The sequence below is a fragment of the Pseudomonas arvensis genome, assembly GCF_056688935.1.
In genome coordinates this window covers 5,401,288-5,417,086 of the sequence record NZ_CP162038.1, presented here as the reverse complement: position 1 = coordinate 5,417,086, position 15,799 = coordinate 5,401,288, and the positions used below count along the sequence as shown (strand labels likewise).

Sequence of the window (15,799 nt, the reverse complement as noted above, 5' to 3'; positions counted from 1 at the left end):
TGGGAAAACTGTTACCTGACGGAAAATAACCTAACGGATGGGTTACGATGAGAGTAGCGGCTTACAAGGGATATGTCATTTCGGTCTTTCTCAGGGATGAGCATTGCCCGCCTCATGTGCATGTCAGGGGCAAGGGCTGGGATGCACGCTTTCGTTTCAGTTTTCTGAATGGGGATGTGGAGTTGTGGGATGTTGAGCCTGACCGGAGGCGGCCGCCCACGGCGGTTCTGAAAGAGATACGCGAGGCGATGATGCAGCGGCATTACTTGGCGCGGGCCCGCAGGATGTGGTGGGAAAACCTGCAAACGGTCTGCCTGGAAAATCATTCCTGGGACTGGGACGCGGGTGAAGTGCTTCCTGGGTTGATCATTCGGCCTGGTGTCTATGTCATCGCAAACGCCTGGCATGACGTAATCGAGCAACGGACAATCTTGAATCTGGTAAGAGCACCGGATTGCGTGGGGATCAATTTATGAAAATCATAAAAGCCAAAGTCGTACCTTATGTACCGCTCACCGAAGCTGATGTCGACAAGGCAATCGCCCGTGGGCGCAAGCTCAAGCGTCTGCACGCCAACGCCAGCAATGTGCGTTACGAAGACAACTGCATCTCCATTGGCTTCAGCGACGGCAGTCGCGTCGTGCTGCCTGTGGCTGGTCTGCCGGAGTTCAAGGGGTTTTCCTTGGAGGATTTTCAGCAGTTGGAGGTCGGCTTTGGTGGCAAGGCGCTTTGCTGTGAAGCCCGGGATCTGGATGTCTCGATCACTGGCCTGATTGCCACAAGCAAGCCGTTGATGGACTTGGCCACCAGCCTGGTAGCGTCCCGCAACGGTCGCAAAAGCAGTGCTGCCAAATCCGCCGCCGCCCGAGCCAATGGCAAGAAGGGCGGCCGACCGCGCAAGAAAGAACCCGAGGACGTGGAATTACCGCCGGGTCAATAACACCCCGGACTCCATATGGTGCGTCCACGGGAACTGGTCAAACATTGCACATTGGGTGATCCGGTGCGTGTCATGCAGTTGCGCAATGTTCGCTGCGAGTGTCTCCGGGTTGCAGGAGATGTACAGGATGTTGTCGAAGCGACGGGTCAGTTCGCAGGTGTCCGGGTCCATGCCTGCGCGGGGCGGGTCGACGAAGACGCTGCCAAATTCGTAGCTCTTCAGATCGATGCCGTGCAGGCGACGGAACGGGCGCACTTCGTTCAGTGCCTGGGTGAGCTCTTCGGCAGAGAGGCGCACCAGGGTGACGTTACCCACCGCGTTTTCATCGAGGTTGCTCAGGGCTGCATTCACCGAGGTCTTGCTGATTTCGGTGGCCAGTACTTTGCGTACGCGGGTGGCCAGCGGCAGGGTGAAGTTGCCGTTGCCGCAGTACAGCTCCAGCAGGTCATCCGGGCGATCGCCCAGTGCTTCGTATGCCCAATTGAGCATCTTCTGGTTCACTGTGCCGTTGGGCTGGGTGAAGGCGCCTTCGGGTTGGCGGTAGCTGAAGGTGCGCCCGCCCACGTCGAGTTTTTCCACCACGTAGTCGTGGCCGATCACATCGCGCTTGCCCTTGGAGCGGCCGATGATGCTCACGTTCAGGTCAGTTGCCAGCTTGTTCGCAGCCGTTTGCCAGTGCTCGTCCAGTGGGCGGTGATAGCACAGTGTGATCATCGCATCGCCGGCCAGAGTGGTGAGGAACTCCACCTGGAACAGCTTGTGGCTCAGGGCGGCACTGGCTTGCCAGGCGGCCTTGAGCTGCGGCATCAACTGGTTGATGCGTTGGCTGGCAATCGGGAATTCTTCGATCAGGATCGGCGTGCGCTTGTCGTCCTGGGAGAACATTGCGTAGTGGCGATCCCCGCCTTCGCGCCACAGGCGGAACTCCGCCCGAAGGCGGAAGTTCTGCAGCGGTGAGTCGAAGACCTGCGGCTCGGGCGCGTCGAACGGCGCCAGCAGGTCACGCAAGCGCGTGACCTTGTCTTGCAGTTGAGCGGTGTAGCTTGCGGCGTCAAAAGTCATGCGTTGAACCAGCCCAGCTTGATCACGAACAGAATCGACAGAATCACCAGCGCTGGGTTCAGCTCACGGTAGCGGCCCGAAAGCAGCTTGATGGCGGTCCAGGCGATGAAGCCGAAGGCGATGCCGTTGGCGATGGAGTATGTGAAGGGCATCGCCAGGGCGGTGATGACCACCGGCGCTGCAACGGTAATGTCATCCCAGTCGATTTCCGCCAGGCCCGAGGTCATCAGCACCGCCACGAACAGCAGCGCCGGCGCGGTGGCGTAGGCCGGAACGCTCGCAGCCAGTGGCGAGAAGAACAAGGCCAGCAGGAACAGGATCGCTACCACGATGGCGGTCAAGCCGGTACGGCCACCGGCGCTCACGCCTGCGGCCGATTCGATGTAGCTGGTGGTGGTCGAGGTACCCAGCAGCGAGCCGGCCATGGCGGCCGTGCTGTCGGCGATCAGGGCGCGGCCCATTTTCGGCATGTGGCCGTCCTTGCCCATCAGGCCGGCGCGCTTGGCGACGCCGATCAGGGTGCCGGAGTTATCGAACAGGTCCACGAACAGGAAGGCGAAGATCACGCTGACCAGGCCGATATCCAGCGCACCTTTGATATCCAGTTGCAGGAATGTCGGCGCCAGGGACGGTGGCATCGAGGTCACGCCAATGAACGGGGTGAAACCCAGCACGATGGAGGCGATGGTGACTGCCAGGATGCCGATCAGCACTGCGCCGCGTACGGCCAGGGCTTCCAGCGCAACAATCAGTACGAAGCCCAGCGTGGCGAGGATTGGTGCCGGTTGTTTCAGGTCACCCAAGCCAACCATGGTGGCCGGGTTGCTCACTACGATGCCGGCGTTGTGCAGCGCGATCAGCGCCAGGAACAGGCCGATACCGGCGGCAATCGCCGAACGCAGGGGCAGGGGAATGGCATTGATGATCCACTCGCGGATGCGGAAGATCGACAGCAGGAAGAACAGCACCGCCGAAATAAACACCGCACCCAGCGCCACTTGCCAGGTATGGCCCATGTGCAGCACGACGGTGTAGGTAAAGAAGGCGTTGAGGCCCATGCCCGGCGCAAGCGCAATCGGGTAGTTGGCGATCAGGCCCATGACGGTCGAACCGATGGCGGCCGCCAGGCAGGTCGCGACGAACACCGCGCCCTTGTCCATGCCGGTTTCGCCGAGGATGCTCGGGTTCACGAACAGGATGTAGGCCATGGCCAGGAATGTCGTGATGCCCGCGAGAATCTCGGTGCGCACGTTCGTGTTGTGTGCCTTGAGTTGAAACAGCTTTTCCAGCATGCCTGCTCCCTGTGACGCTATCTTGCGTCGTGATTTGTTGACCTCTAAGTCAAAGCACAAACTGCGCCAAGCGCCTTTGGTTTCAGAGAGGATCGGAAAAAGCGGCGCATCATACCAGCAGCCGAGGCTGTATGGCGCATGGCCTTGAGGCATACTGCGCCGACGTTCAATACCGGGTCATCGACAGCATGAAAAAAGCCACCGCGTGGAGTCTAGCTCTGATCCCTTGTCTCGGCCTGTGGCTGGGCGCGGCACCGGTGTGGGGCGCGACTGCACCGGCTTTGAGCGAAGTGCGCGTATTCAAGGTCGAGTCGGCCAAGTGCACCGAAACCATCCCGGAGCGCACCAGCACCACGCAGATGTGCACGCACCGTGGGCCAACCAAGGTGTCGGTGATGGAAGTGGGCCTGGGCAACAACCCTGTCGGCCTATTCAACGGCGCGGTGCTCAATGGCCAGCGCACGCCGGTGTGCCAGGTCGGCAACGTCAGCGAGACCTGCAATGGCGCGGGCACCTTGATGGGCTACATCTATGTATTCGACCTGAATGTCGAGGCCCAAGGCTGGTTCGAATACAGCAACTCCTCGATCAATCCCCCGCGCAATACCCTGAAAACCCTGCTCAATATCCGCTGATCAATCCGCTTGAACGCTCAAAACCCCGGGAAGTCGTACCCCTGAGACGGCGACTTTCCTGAACGCCGCGGATGTACACCAACCCGTGAGGTGTTTATGAGCGCGACCCCCAATGGCGCGGCGGCCCAACCGTTCGTCGCCCACTCCATACGCTTGACCTTGAATGGTCACGATCGCCAACTGGACGTGTTGCCCTGGACTACGTTGCTGGACCTGCTGCGCGAACAACTCGACCTGGTCGGCAGCAAAAAAGGCTGCGACCACGGCCAATGCGGCGCCTGCACGGTGTTGCGCGATGGCAAACGCATTAATGCTTGCCTGACCCTGGCGGTGATGTGCGACGGCGCCGAACTGACCACCATCGAAGGCCTGGCCAACGGCGACCAGTTGCACCCCATGCAGCAAGCCTTCATCAAACACGATGCTTTCCAGTGCGGCTATTGCACCCCCGGCCAGATCTGCTCCGCCGTCGGCCTGGCCAATGAAGGCCGTGCCCACGACACCGCACAGATCCAGGAGCTGATGAGCGGCAACCTGTGTCGCTGCGGCGCCTATACCCATATTCGCGATGCCATCAAGGACGGCCTGGGAGGTGAGCAATGAACCCCTTCCACTACAGCAAACCAGCCGACGTCCATGAGGCCGTGCACCTGGCCAGCGGCGCATCGCGCTTTATTGCGGGTGGCACCAACCTGCTGGACCTGATGAAAGAAAACATCAGCCGCCCCGAGCACCTGATCGATATCACCGGCCTGCCGCTGCATGAGATTGAAGAAACCGCCGACGGCGGCCTGCTGATCGGCGCGCTGGTGAGCAACGCCGACCTGGCCTGGCACCCGCTGATCGAAGCGCGCTACCCGCTGCTGTCCCAAGCCATTCTCGCAGGCGCTTCGCCGCAGTTGCGCAACATGGCCAGTACCGGTGGCAATCTGCTGCAACGCACCCGTTGCTACTACTTCTACGACGCCACGGTGCCGTGCAATAAACGCGAACCCGGCAGCGGCTGCCCGGCGCGTACCGGCCTGAACCGTATCCACGCCATTCTCGGCGCCAGCGCGCAGTGCGTGGCCACGCATCCGTCGGACATGTGCGTCGCCTTGGCCGCGTTGCAAGCGCGGGTGCATGTCGAAGGCCGTGGCGGCGCACGCGTCATCGAGTTCGCGGATTTCCATCGGTTGCCCGGCGATACCCCGCAGCGCGACAACCTGCTGGCTGACGATGAGCTGATCACGGCGATTGAATTGCCCGCCGACCACCTGGCGCGTCACAGCCATTATCTGAAGATTCGCGATCGTGCGTCGTACGCCTTTGCCTTGGTGTCTGTCGCCGCCGCCCTTGAACTGGACGGCGACACCATCGTCGACGCGCGTCTGGCTCTGGGTGGCGTGGCCCACAAACCCTGGCGTGACCGTGCGGTAGAAACCGCGCTGATCGGCCAGGCCGTCAGCCGCGAAACCTTCAGCAACGCCGCCGACGCGCTGCTGCAAGACGCCGAGCCACTGGAACACAACGGCTTCAAAATCAAGCTGGCGCGCCGCGCAATTATCCGTGCGCTCAGCGACGCCGCCGTCGCAGGAGAACAGCCATGACCGCTATCGGAAAACCCCTGGACCGTGTCGACGGTCTGCTCAAGGTCACGGGCCAGGCGCGGTACGCCGGTGAGTTTCCCGAGGATGGCCTGCTGCATGGCAGCGTGGTGTCCAGCACTATCGCCAAGGGCCGGGTTATCAGCATCGACGCGTCCAAGGCGTTAGCGCTGCCGGGCGTGGTGGACGTGATCCATCACCTCAACCGCCCGAAAATCGCCAGTTACGACGATGCCTTCGCGGATGCTGATGCGGCGGACGGCTCGCCATTTCGCCCGCTGTATAACGACCGCGTGCTCTACAGCGGTCAGCCCTTGGCCTTGGTCATCGCCGATAACCTGGAGTTGGCGCGGCACGCCGGCTCGCTGGTGCACATCGACTACGCGCGTGAGGACTTCGAGACCGATCTGCTCGCCCAGCAGGAACTGGCCCATCCCTCGCCGCAAACCCCGCCCAAACCCCGCGGCAACTTCCAGGCCGAATGGTCCGACGCGGCCATCAGCCTCGATCTGCACTACAGCACGCCCATCGAACACCACAACCCGATGGAACCCCACGCCAGCACTGTGCTTTATCAGCCGGATGGCACGCTGCATATCCACGACAAGACCCAGGGCCCGCAGAACTGCCAGGCCTATGTGCAAAAAGTCTTCGGCCTGGATAAAAGCCAGGTGCGTATCTTTGCTGCATTCGTCGGTGGTGCCTTTGGCTCCGGCCTGCGCCCGCAATACCAACTGCCCTTGGCGGTGATGGCGTCCCTGGCGCTCAAGCGCTCGGTGCGGGTTACACTGACCCGCCAGCAGATGTTCACCTTCGGCTACCGCCCGCGCACCCTGCAGCGCTTGCAGATGGGCGCCGCCGCCAACGGCCGCTTGCTGGCGCTGGGGCATACCGCGATTGGCCAGACCTCACGTTTCGAGGACTTCAGTGAACACGTGGTGGAATGGAGCGGCATGCTCTATCACTGCGACAACGTGCAGCTGACCTACAAGTTGGTGCCGCTGGATGTGTTCACGCCCCTGGACATGCGCGCGCCGGGCGCCGCGTTGGGCGTGATCGGCCTGGAATGCGCGATGGATGAACTGGCCTGCGCGCTGGGCATGGACCCGGTGCAACTGCGCTTGATCAACTACGCCGAACGCAATCAGAACGAAGACAAGCCCTGGTCGAGCAAAGCCCTGCGCGAGTGCTACCACGAAGGCGCCGAGCGTTTTGGCTGGAAGCAGCGCAACCCGGAGCCGCGCAGCATGCGCGACGGCCGCCAACTGATCGGCTGGGGCATGGCCGGTGGCGTGTGGGAGGCCATGCAAATGAAGGCCAGTGCCAAGGCGCGCATCGATGCGCAGGGCAAATTGACGGTCAGCAGTGCCACCACCGACATCGGCACCGGTACCTACACGGTGATGACCCAGATCGCGGCCCAGGCCAGCGGTGTGGCGGTCGAGGATGTGGTTTTTCTGCTCGGCGACTCTTCACTGCCTACCGCGCCGCTGCAGGGCGGCTCGTTTACCGTGTCCTCGGTGGGCACTGCCGTGCAACAAGCCTGCGAAGCGCTGACCGCCAGACTGCTGAGCATCGCCCGCCAGACTTACCCGGTATTCAAGGACGCCGAGTCCGTGCGCTTTGAGGACGGACACCTGCACACGGGGGACGTAAGTGTGTCGCTGGCGCAGTTGGTCAAGGACAGTGGCGAAGACGCATTGGAGGTTCAGGTCGACAGCGAGCCCGACAAAAAACGCGAGGGTTACGCCACCGCGACCCATTCGGCGGTGTTCGTCGAGGTCCAGGTGGACGAAGACTTGGGCACGATCAAAGTTCGGCGTGTCGTCAGCGCGATTGCCGCCGGGCGTGTGGTCAACCCGAAAATGGCGCGCAGCCAGATTCTCGGCGGGGTGGTGTGGGGGATCGGCATGGCCCTGCATGAAGAAACCCAGATCGACCATCAACTGGGGCGCTACATGAACCACAGCCTGGCCGAATACCACATCCCGGTGAATGCCGATATCGGCGAGATTGACGTGGTGTTCGTCGAAGAACACGACGAGATCGTCAACGCCCTCGGTTCCAAAGGCGTTGGCGAGATCGGCATTGTCGGGGTGGCGGCGGCGGTGGCGAACGCGATTTACCACGCCACCGGCAAGCGAGTTCGGGAGTTTCCGATCACTCTGGACAAGGTGCTCTAAAACACACCGCATAACCCATGTGGGAGGGGGCTTGCCCCTCCCACATTGACCTTATTGCCACATCGGATCATGTGGCGGGCTTGATGCTTTCTTCCACCGGCACATGCATCCGATCCCGATTGGCCAGCGTCGGGAACAGCTTGATCCACACCCCAGTCACCACCAGCGTACCGATCCCGCCCATGACCACGGCAGGCACGGTGCCGAACCAGTGCGCCGTGATGCCGGACTCGAACTCACCCAATTGATTGGATGCGCCGATAAACAACCCGTTGACCGCACTCACCCGCCCGCGCATTTCATCCGGCGTCTCCAACTGCACGAAGGAGGCGCGGATGACCATGCTGATCATGTCCGCCGCGCCCAGCACCACCAGCACCGCCAGGGAAAACCAGAACGAGGTGGACAGGCCGAACGCGATGGTGGCGACGCCGAACACGCCGACGGCGGTGAACATCACGCGGCCAACCTTGCGGTCCACCGAAAAACGCGCCAGCCACAACGACATCAACAACGCGCCCACCGCCGGTGCCGAACGCAACAGGCCCAGGCCCCATGCGCCGGTCAGCAGGATGTCCTTGGCGAACACCGGCAACAATGCCGTGGCGCCGCCCAGCAGCACGGCGAACAGGTCCAGGGAGATGGCGCCGAGGATGTCCGGGCGGCTGCGGATAAAGCGGATGCCGGCCAGCAGCGAATCCAGGGTGGCCTTGCCTTTGTTCAGCGGGGTCTGGCGGGCGGGCAGGTTGAGGGTCAGCACGCAGGCGATGATGTACAGCACCACCGTGGGCCCATACACCCAGACACTGCCGAACGCATAGAGCAAGCCGCCGAGCGCCGGGGCGACGATGGTGGCCAGTTGCTGGGCCGACTGTGAAGACGCCACCGCACGGGGGAATAGCGCGCTGGGCACGATGCTCGGCAGCAGCGCCTGGGTGGTCGGCATTTCAAAGGAACGCGCCGCACCGAGCAGGAAGGCGAGGATAAAAATCATCTCGCGGGTCACGTTGCCGGTCAGGCCACCAATGGCGAGGGACAGGGCAATCAGCGCCTGCACGGTCTGGCAGATCGCCGCGACCTTGCGCCGCTCATAGCGATCGGCCACGTGCCCGGTGTGCAGCATGAACAGTACGCGCGGCACGAACTCCACCAGCCCGACCAATCCCAGATCCAGCACGTTGCCGGTCAGTTGGTAGAGGTTCCAGCCGATGGCCACGGTGAGCATCTGGAAGCCGCTGGCGGTGAAAATCCGTGCCAGCCAGAACGCGATGAAAGGGCGGTGATGACGCAACAGCAACACGGGTTCACTAGGCATCGGGAATTCGGGTCGAGGCGGGAGGGAGCGTCGAGATTATCATCAAGCTGTAACAAATAGTTGCAAGATCTGGGCTGAGGCAAGCTGTCACGCGGCAAAAGACCACATAACTGGACACAGAAAATGGGACTACTCTTTGAGCAATGCTTGATCCAGATCAAAACCTGCGTGGGGATTGATCTGGCGGCCGCAAGGCCAGAATCCCTACGTGGCTGGTTAAAAAAAGAAACGAATTGAAATTCGCCACACTCCATATCCGTGGGGGCAGTGGGTGCAGGCTCCCGCCAGCAGCCGGTATTACCTGACAGAGGAAGACTTATGTTCGGTTTGGAGGCGCTAGATCTCGCCCGAATTCAATTTGCGTTCACCATCTCATTCCACATCCTGTTCCCGGCGATCACCATCGGCCTGGCCAGTTACCTTGCGGTGCTGGAGGGCTTGTGGCTCAAGACCCACAACGACACCTACCGTGACCTCTACCATTTCTGGTCGAAGATCTTTGCCGTCAACTTCGGCATGGGCGTGGTCTCGGGCCTGGTCATGGCTTATCAGTTCGGTACCAACTGGAGCCGCTTCTCGGACTTCGCCGGTGCTGTCACAGGGCCACTTCTGACATACGAAGTGCTTACGGCCTTCTTCCTCGAAGCCGGTTTCCTTGGCGTGATGCTGTTCGGTTGGAACAAGGTGGGGCGCAAGCTGCACTTCTTCTCCACCGTGATGGTGGCCGTCGGTACGTTGATTTCGACGTTCTGGATCCTCGCGTCCAACAGCTGGATGCAAACGCCCCAGGGTTTTGAAATCATCGACGGCCGCGTGATTCCGACCGACTGGCTGGCGGTGATCTTCAACCCCTCGTTCCCTTACCGCCTGATGCACATGGCCACCGCAGCCTTTGTGGCGACCGCGTTCTTCGTCGGTTCTTCGGCGGCCTGGCACTTGCTGCGCGGCAAGGACAACCCGGCGATCCGCAAGATGCTCTCGATGGCCATGTGGATGGCCCTGATTGTCGCGCCTATCCAGGCGGTGATTGGTGACTTCCACGGGCTCAATACCCTGGAGCACCAGCCGGCAAAAATTGCCGCGATTGAGGGCCACTGGGAAAACAAAGGCAATGAGCCAACCCCGCTGATCCTGTTTGGCTGGCCCGACATGAAGGCCGAAAAAACCAAATACGCGGTGGAAATCCCGTACCTGGGCAGCCTGATCCTGACCCACTCGTTGGACAAACAAGTGCCGGCCCTCAAGGAGTTTCCGCCCGAGGACCGCCCCAATTCGACCATCGTGTTCTGGTCGTTCCGGGTCATGGTCGGCCTGGGCTTCCTGATGATCTTCACCGGTCTGTTCAGCCTGTGGCTGCGTCGCGGCGACAAGATGTACACGTCCAGGCCGTTCCTGTACCTGGCGCTGTGGATGGGGCCGTCCGGCCTGATCGCGATTCTCGCCGGTTGGTTCACCACCGAAATCGGCCGCCAGCCGTGGGTGGTCTACGGCTTGATGCGCACGGCGGATGCCTCATCCGGGCATAGCCTGGCGCAGATGACGATTACCCTGGTGTTGTTCGTGGTGGTGTACTTCGCGCTGTTCGGCGCCGGGTTGGGCTACATGATGCGCCTGGTGCGCAAAGGGCCTCAGACCCACGAAGGCAGCGAACCGACCCATGGCGGTCCTGGCCAGAAACGCACACCGGCACGTCCGTTGTCGGCCGCCGATGACAGTGGCGATGACGACCACGCCCACATCCAGCACAAGGGGAATTGAGATGGGTATTGATCTTCCGCTGATCTGGGCCGTGATCATCATCTTCGGCATCATGATGTACGTGGTCATGGACGGTTTCGACCTGGGCATCGGCATCCTCTTTCCGTTTATCCCCGGCAAAGTCGACCGTGACGTGATGATGAACACCGTCGCCCCGGTCTGGGACGGTAACGAAACCTGGCTGGTACTCGGCGGCGCGGCGTTGTTCGGCGCGTTTCCGCTGGCCTATTCGGTGGTGTTGTCGGCGCTGTACCTGCCGTTGATCCTGATGCTGATCGGGCTGATCTTCCGTGGCGTGGCCTTCGAGTTCCGCTTCAAGGCCAAGGACCACAAGCGTCACCTGTGGGACAAGGCATTCATCGGCGGCTCGCTGGCGGCGACATTCTTCCAGGGCGTGGCGCTGGGCGCGTTTATCGACGGGATTCCGGTGGTCAATCGCCAGTTTGCCGGCGGCTCATTGGACTGGCTCACGCCCTTCACGATGTTCTGCGGCGCGGCGTTGATCGTTGCTTACGCACTGTTGGGCTGCACCTGGCTGATCATGAAGACCGAAGGCACCTTGCAGGAGAAGATGCACAACCTGGCGCGTCCATTGGCGTTTGTGGTGTTGGCGGTGATTGGCATCGTCAGTATCTGGACGCCGCTGTCGCACCCGGAAATCGCTTCGCGCTGGTTCACCCTGCCAAACCTGTTCTGGTTCCTGCCGGTGCCGATCCTGGTGCTGGTGACCATGTACGGGCTGATCCGCGCCGTGGCGCGTAACGCGCACTACACGCCGTTCCTGCTGACGCTGGTGCTGATCTTCCTCGGCTACAGCGGCCTCGGGATCAGCCTGTGGCCAAATATCATCCCGCCATCCGTGTCGATCTGGGACGCCGCCGCACCGCCGCAGAGCCAGGGCTTCATGCTGGTGGGCACGTTGTTCATCATCCCGTTCATCCTGGGCTACACCTTCTGGAGCTACTACGTGTTCCGCGGCAAGGTCACCCACGAAGACGGTTACCACTAGGAGGGGCGTTGCATGTCCGGCAAACCTACGTTGCACGAGATCGAACAGGCCGAGAAACAGCCGTTGTGGCGGCGCCTGGGGTGGCTGGCGATGATCTGGACGGGCAGTGTGCTGGCCTTGTTCATCGTGGCCAGCCTGATGCGCATGTTCATGAATGCGGCCGGCCTGACCACTCACTGACATCCCGATCCGGGCCTTGCGGCCCGCTGCCTGCTGACTTGAGGGGCAAGCCCTGTTCTTCTTCTGGAAGGGCGGGGCTTTTTTTATTTGCGCGCTTTGAGGATGACGAATTTCGGGGTGGCGGCCACTTGCTCGACGCCTCGGAACAGCCGCGCCAATTTGCTGTGATAACCCAGGTGACGGTTGCCGACGATATACAGCGCGCCGCCCACCACCAGCGCTTCCCGCGCTTGCTGGAACATGCGCCAGGCCAGGAAGTCACCGACCACTTGCTGCTGGTGGAACGGTGGGTTGCACAGCACTACATCCAGGGAATCGGGCTCCTGGCCGGCCAGGCCATCGGCGGCACGCACGGCCACCTTGCGCTCGCCGAGGGCGGCTTGCCAGTTCTCAAGGGCCGATTGCACGGCCATGTACGACTCGTCGACCAAGGTGTATTGCGCGTCGGGGTTTTGCAGCGCGCTGGCAATCGCCAGTACGCCGTTGCCGCAGCCCAGGTCCGCCACGCGTGCACTGCCCAAGCCTTTAGGCAGGTGCGGCAGGAAGGCGCGGGTGCCGATGTCCAGGCCTTCACGGCAGAACACGTTGGCGTGGTTGAGCAATTCGATAGCGGGTGTTTCAAGGTGATAGCGGGTGGGGTAGGGCGAGACCGCCGCAGGACGTTCTTGCGCAGTGGCAATCAGCAGTCGCGCCTTCTTGACCGCGAGGGAGGCCTGCATCGGCCCGATGTAACGCTCCAGCAACTCGCCGGCCGCACGGGGCAGGTGCTTGACCATTGCCCCCGCGATGACCTCGGCGCCCGGAGCGAGTTGGCCTTGCAGGCGAATCAGTTGTTCTTCCAGCAGTGCCAGGGTCTTGGGCACGCGGATCAGGACTCGGTCAAAAGGGCCGGTCGGCAGTTGGTTGGCAGGTACAAAAGTCACTGCATCAAACGCCTTGCCATTGCGCACCAGGTTTTTCTCCAGGCCTTGGGCGGCGAGAAACGAGTCGCCGCTGGAGGTCACCTGCACCTGGCTTTCCAGGCTGGCGGCCAGGGCACCGAAGCTGTCATTGAGCACCAGCACACGCGTCGCGGCGCTCGGCTGTTGTTCGGCCAGGTGGCTGAGCAGGTACTCGTCGGCGGCATCAAAGGCTTGCAGCGGATCGTTGTGTTGCTCTGGCTGGCGGATCAGATCGAGCTGGGCGAAGGGGCTGTCGAGCAGGGGCATGGCGGGGGAGGCTCTGGGTAATCGGTGGGGTTCGGCAGTGATCTGCGCAACCATCTGAGTGAACAACGGGCGGCACCCTTGGGGGCTGCTCAGCACTCAGAATTGGCCGTAAATGTTACGTTTTTTCCACGGGGATTACATGGGGTGTTTCACGGTCGGTTAAAACAGCCCCGCTTTCGAGGCACAGAGCACGGCGGCGATCTTGTTGTTGACCCCCAGTTTTTTGAAGCAACTGCAGATATGAAAGCCCACCGTACGTTCGGACAGGCACAGGATGGCGGCAATGTCTGCGGCCGTCTTGCCCATGGCAGACCACTTGAGGATTTCGGTTTCGCGCGGAGTCAATTTGCTAGCAGGGTTGAGGCTGGGCCTGTCCGCGTAAGTCCGCGCCACGACTGCATGCATCGCATGGCACAGCCACAGGACCTGGCCGGCTTTTTCGTAGAGTTCTTCCGGAGTGACTTCACCGGTGCTGCGGCCCAGGGTCAGCATGCTGAACACGCCCTGGAAATCATGCACAGCTTGGGTCCAGCCCCGATGCACGCCAAACGATTGGGCCAGAGACCACAAGTTGGGTGAGTCTTTAAAGGTTTTTTCCTCCCAGACAAGCGGTAATACACAGCGTTTGCAATGTGTCACCACGGGATCAATTTCAAAGAAGTGGGCCTGGTTGTACAGCTTGTTCCATTCATCTGGATAGTTATTGATTTGGATGGGCTTCGTTTGGTTGTTTGGTAGCTGTGAACTCATCGTAAAGGAACAGTATTGGAAGCCAAGTGCGTAGGTGTGATTGACGGCCATTTCGAAAAGACTGGTGGCCTCGCTCTCGCCTTGCAGCTTGGCAAGTCGTGTGTTGCGCCAGTTAACCATTGGTAACTCTCCATGGATTCCGTGTGACATGGGATACGTCCTGATTCCCAAAACTGCACGGAAGGAAGTGTAGGACAAGAGCTACAGCGCAAGAGGAAATTTTCGCTCTTGCATGACGGCGTTTAAGAAGTTTTCATCCATGGCCTTGAATGAGTCGGGTAACTGATTAGTTGGTTTTTTTCGATTTTTTAGTGAGTTAAAGCGCGTGTGCCAAATCAACTTAGAGTGTGCTTGCAGCCAGGGCAAAGGGCTTAATAGCTAATTGATTAGATAGCCATTAAATTGCCATTACTTGGTCGCTGGGCGATGCCACTACAAACCACCGGTGTTTCCGTGCGCGAGTTTGAGGGACACTAGGGCACCTGTAGAACGGAGCCCCCCATGACGGCCAGCGCTGAGAAATTTACCCGCCAGACCTTACTCGATGTGCAATCGCTGACCCCCAGCCTGTTTACGCTGCGCACCACCCGTGATCCGGGGTTCCGTTTTACGGCAGGTCAGTTCGTGCGCCTGGGCGTGACCAAGGCGGATGGCAGCACGGTATGGCGCGCCTATTCGGTGGTCTCCTCGCCGTTTGACGAGCACCTCGATTTCTTCTCGATTGTCGTCCCCGGCGGCGAGTTCACCAGTGAGCTGAGCCGCCTGCGTGTGGGCGATACCTTGATGGTGGAGCGCCAGGCGACGGGGTTCTTGACCCTGAACCGGTTCGTCGATGGCCGTGACCTGTGGATGTTGGCGACGGGGACTGGGGTCGCGCCGTTTTTGTCGATCCTGCAGGACTTCGAAGTCTGGGAGAAATTTGAGCGGATCGTACTGGTGTACAGCGCGCGGGAGGCCAAGGAGCTGGCCTATCAGTCGCTGATCAAGGAGCTGGGTGAGCGCGAGTACCTCGCCGAGTACGCCCACAAACTGACCTACGTTCCCATCGTGACCCGCGAGCATTATCCGGGCGCATTGAGTGGGCGTATTACCACCTCGATTGAAAACGGTGAGCTGGAGCGCGCCGCCGGCGTCGAGCTGAGCCCGGAGCATTCGCGCGTGCTGATTTGCGGCAACCCGCAGATGGTCGACGATACCCGCCAGTTGCTCAAGCAGCGCGACATGCAACTGAGCCTGAGCCGCCGGCCAGGCCAGGTGGCGGTGGAAAACTACTGGTAATAAAAAAGGCGCCTCAAGCAGGCGCCTTTTTTCCAAGCGGCCGGGTTAGAGCTGCTTGTTGTCGTTCTGTGCCTTGAGCAGATCGCGGATCTCGCCCAGCAACAGCTCTTCCTTGGTTGGCGTCGGCGGCAGGCTCGGTGCTACGGCCTCTTCGCGCTTGAGGCGGTTGATGGCCTTCACGCCCATGAAGATCGCAAATGCGACGATCACGAAGTCGATTACGCTCTGGATAAACTTGCCGTAGGCCAGGACGACGGCGGGTACATCGCCTTGAGCCGCCTTGAGGGTGATCGCCAGGTCGCCAAAATCCACACCACCGATCAACAGGCCAATGGGCGGCATCACCACATCGCCTACAAACGAGGAAACAATTTTGCCGAAAGCGGCGCCGATGATAATACCGACGGCCATGTCGACCACATTACCTTTGACCGCGAAGGCCTTGAACTCACTGATCACGCCCATAGGTTATTCCTTGTTACAGATTAGAAGGGTGGAACTGAGTGTAAGTCAGTCGTAGTGGGCTTGCGCGACACAACTGCTAACACTGTCTGTTTTAATCGACACATTAAAACGCAAATAGTTTGCAAAGTGCCATCAATC

The 15,799-nt window shown here is 60.8% G+C and carries 16 protein-coding genes; 10 read left to right on the top strand and 6 right to left on the bottom strand.

The window, feature by feature from the left end; all coding sequences use genetic code 11:
• Positions 1-47 precede the first annotated feature (47 nt).
• Positions 48-476 carry a DUF4160 domain-containing protein gene (locus AB3G88_RS24520; RefSeq protein WP_480452036.1) on the top strand — a complete coding sequence of 143 codons (429 nt, stop codon included), beginning with the start codon at positions 48-50 and terminating at the stop codon, positions 474-476.
• Complete coding sequence (locus AB3G88_RS24515) at positions 473-940, top strand: DUF2442 domain-containing protein (protein WP_480452034.1); 468 nt, start codon at positions 473-475, stop codon at positions 938-940. Before AB3G88_RS24520 ends, AB3G88_RS24515 begins: the two co-directional genes overlap by 4 nt.
• On the opposite strand, the gene trmA is transcribed toward AB3G88_RS24515, so the two are convergent.
• Both trmA and AB3G88_RS24505 read right to left on the bottom strand, forming a co-directional pair.
• Entirely contained in the window at positions 923-2,002 is a 1,080-nt protein-coding gene (gene trmA / locus AB3G88_RS24510; RefSeq protein WP_099584730.1) for a tRNA (uridine(54)-C5)-methyltransferase TrmA, read from the bottom strand. The genes AB3G88_RS24515 and trmA overlap by 18 nt on opposite strands.
• On the bottom strand, positions 1,999-3,294 hold the full coding sequence (locus AB3G88_RS24505; RefSeq protein ID WP_099584731.1) for an NCS2 family permease: 1,296 nt from the start codon (positions 3,292-3,294) through the stop codon (positions 1,999-2,001). Before AB3G88_RS24505 ends, trmA begins: the two co-directional genes overlap by 4 nt.
• A 188-nt stretch (positions 3,295-3,482) precedes the next feature.
• On the opposite strand from AB3G88_RS24505, the gene AB3G88_RS24500 reads away from it, so the two are divergent.
• The 4 genes from AB3G88_RS24500 to AB3G88_RS24485 all read left to right on the top strand — a co-directional run bounded on the left by AB3G88_RS24500 (position 3,483) and on the right by AB3G88_RS24485 (position 7,698).
• On the top strand, positions 3,483-3,929 hold the full coding sequence (locus AB3G88_RS24500; RefSeq protein ID WP_112197000.1) for a DUF4879 domain-containing protein: 447 nt from the start codon (positions 3,483-3,485) through the stop codon (positions 3,927-3,929).
• Between the two features lie 96 nt (positions 3,930-4,025).
• Positions 4,026-4,532, top strand: a complete 507-nt coding sequence (locus AB3G88_RS24495; protein ID WP_112196806.1) for a (2Fe-2S)-binding protein — start codon at positions 4,026-4,028, stop codon at positions 4,530-4,532.
• On the top strand, positions 4,529-5,518 hold the full coding sequence (locus AB3G88_RS24490; protein WP_099584734.1) for an FAD binding domain-containing protein: 990 nt from the start codon (positions 4,529-4,531) through the stop codon (positions 5,516-5,518). The genes AB3G88_RS24495 and AB3G88_RS24490 overlap by 4 nt, the downstream gene beginning before the upstream one ends.
• Positions 5,515-7,698, top strand: coding sequence for a xanthine dehydrogenase family protein molybdopterin-binding subunit (locus tag AB3G88_RS24485; RefSeq protein WP_099584735.1), 2,184 nt, complete (start codon positions 5,515-5,517; stop codon positions 7,696-7,698). Before AB3G88_RS24490 ends, AB3G88_RS24485 begins: the two co-directional genes overlap by 4 nt.
• Positions 7,699-7,765: 67 nt before the next feature.
• Here AB3G88_RS24485 and AB3G88_RS24480 read toward each other — a convergent pair whose 3' ends face one another.
• Positions 7,766-9,013, bottom strand: coding sequence for an MFS transporter (locus AB3G88_RS24480; RefSeq protein ID WP_112196804.1), 1,248 nt, complete (start codon positions 9,011-9,013; stop codon positions 7,766-7,768).
• Positions 9,014-9,331: 318 nt separating this feature from the next.
• Between AB3G88_RS24480 and AB3G88_RS24475 the strand changes: the two genes are divergently transcribed.
• From AB3G88_RS24475 to AB3G88_RS24465, 3 genes are read left to right on the top strand one after another with little or no spacing between them, the layout of a single operon-like run.
• On the top strand, positions 9,332-10,771 hold the full coding sequence (locus AB3G88_RS24475; protein ID WP_099584737.1) for a cytochrome ubiquinol oxidase subunit I: 1,440 nt from the start codon (positions 9,332-9,334) through the stop codon (positions 10,769-10,771).
• Between the two features lies 1 nt (position 10,772).
• Positions 10,773-11,780, top strand: a complete 1,008-nt coding sequence (gene cydB / locus AB3G88_RS24470) for a cytochrome d ubiquinol oxidase subunit II (RefSeq protein WP_480452030.1) — start codon at positions 10,773-10,775, stop codon at positions 11,778-11,780.
• A gap of 12 nt (positions 11,781-11,792) precedes the next feature.
• Entirely contained in the window at positions 11,793-11,960 is a 168-nt protein-coding gene (locus AB3G88_RS24465) for a DUF2474 domain-containing protein (protein ID WP_099584739.1), read from the top strand.
• An 83-nt stretch (positions 11,961-12,043) separates the two neighbouring features.
• On the opposite strand, the gene AB3G88_RS24460 is transcribed toward AB3G88_RS24465, so the two are convergent.
• Positions 12,044-13,168, bottom strand: a complete 1,125-nt coding sequence (locus AB3G88_RS24460; protein ID WP_480452028.1) for a methyltransferase — start codon at positions 13,166-13,168, stop codon at positions 12,044-12,046.
• Positions 13,169-13,327: 159 nt separating this feature from the next.
• Positions 13,328-14,038, bottom strand: a complete 711-nt coding sequence (locus AB3G88_RS24455) for a helix-turn-helix transcriptional regulator (RefSeq protein WP_250925291.1) — start codon at positions 14,036-14,038, stop codon at positions 13,328-13,330.
• Positions 14,039-14,419: 381 nt separating this feature from the next.
• Between AB3G88_RS24455 and AB3G88_RS24450 the strand changes: the two genes are divergently transcribed.
• Positions 14,420-15,196, top strand: a complete 777-nt coding sequence (locus AB3G88_RS24450; RefSeq protein ID WP_400527352.1) for a ferredoxin--NADP reductase — start codon at positions 14,420-14,422, stop codon at positions 15,194-15,196.
• Positions 15,197-15,241: 45 nt separating this feature from the next.
• Here AB3G88_RS24450 and mscL read toward each other — a convergent pair whose 3' ends face one another.
• Positions 15,242-15,661, bottom strand: a complete 420-nt coding sequence (gene mscL / locus AB3G88_RS24445; RefSeq protein WP_099584743.1) for a large-conductance mechanosensitive channel protein MscL — start codon at positions 15,659-15,661, stop codon at positions 15,242-15,244.
• Positions 15,662-15,799 lie beyond the last annotated feature (138 nt).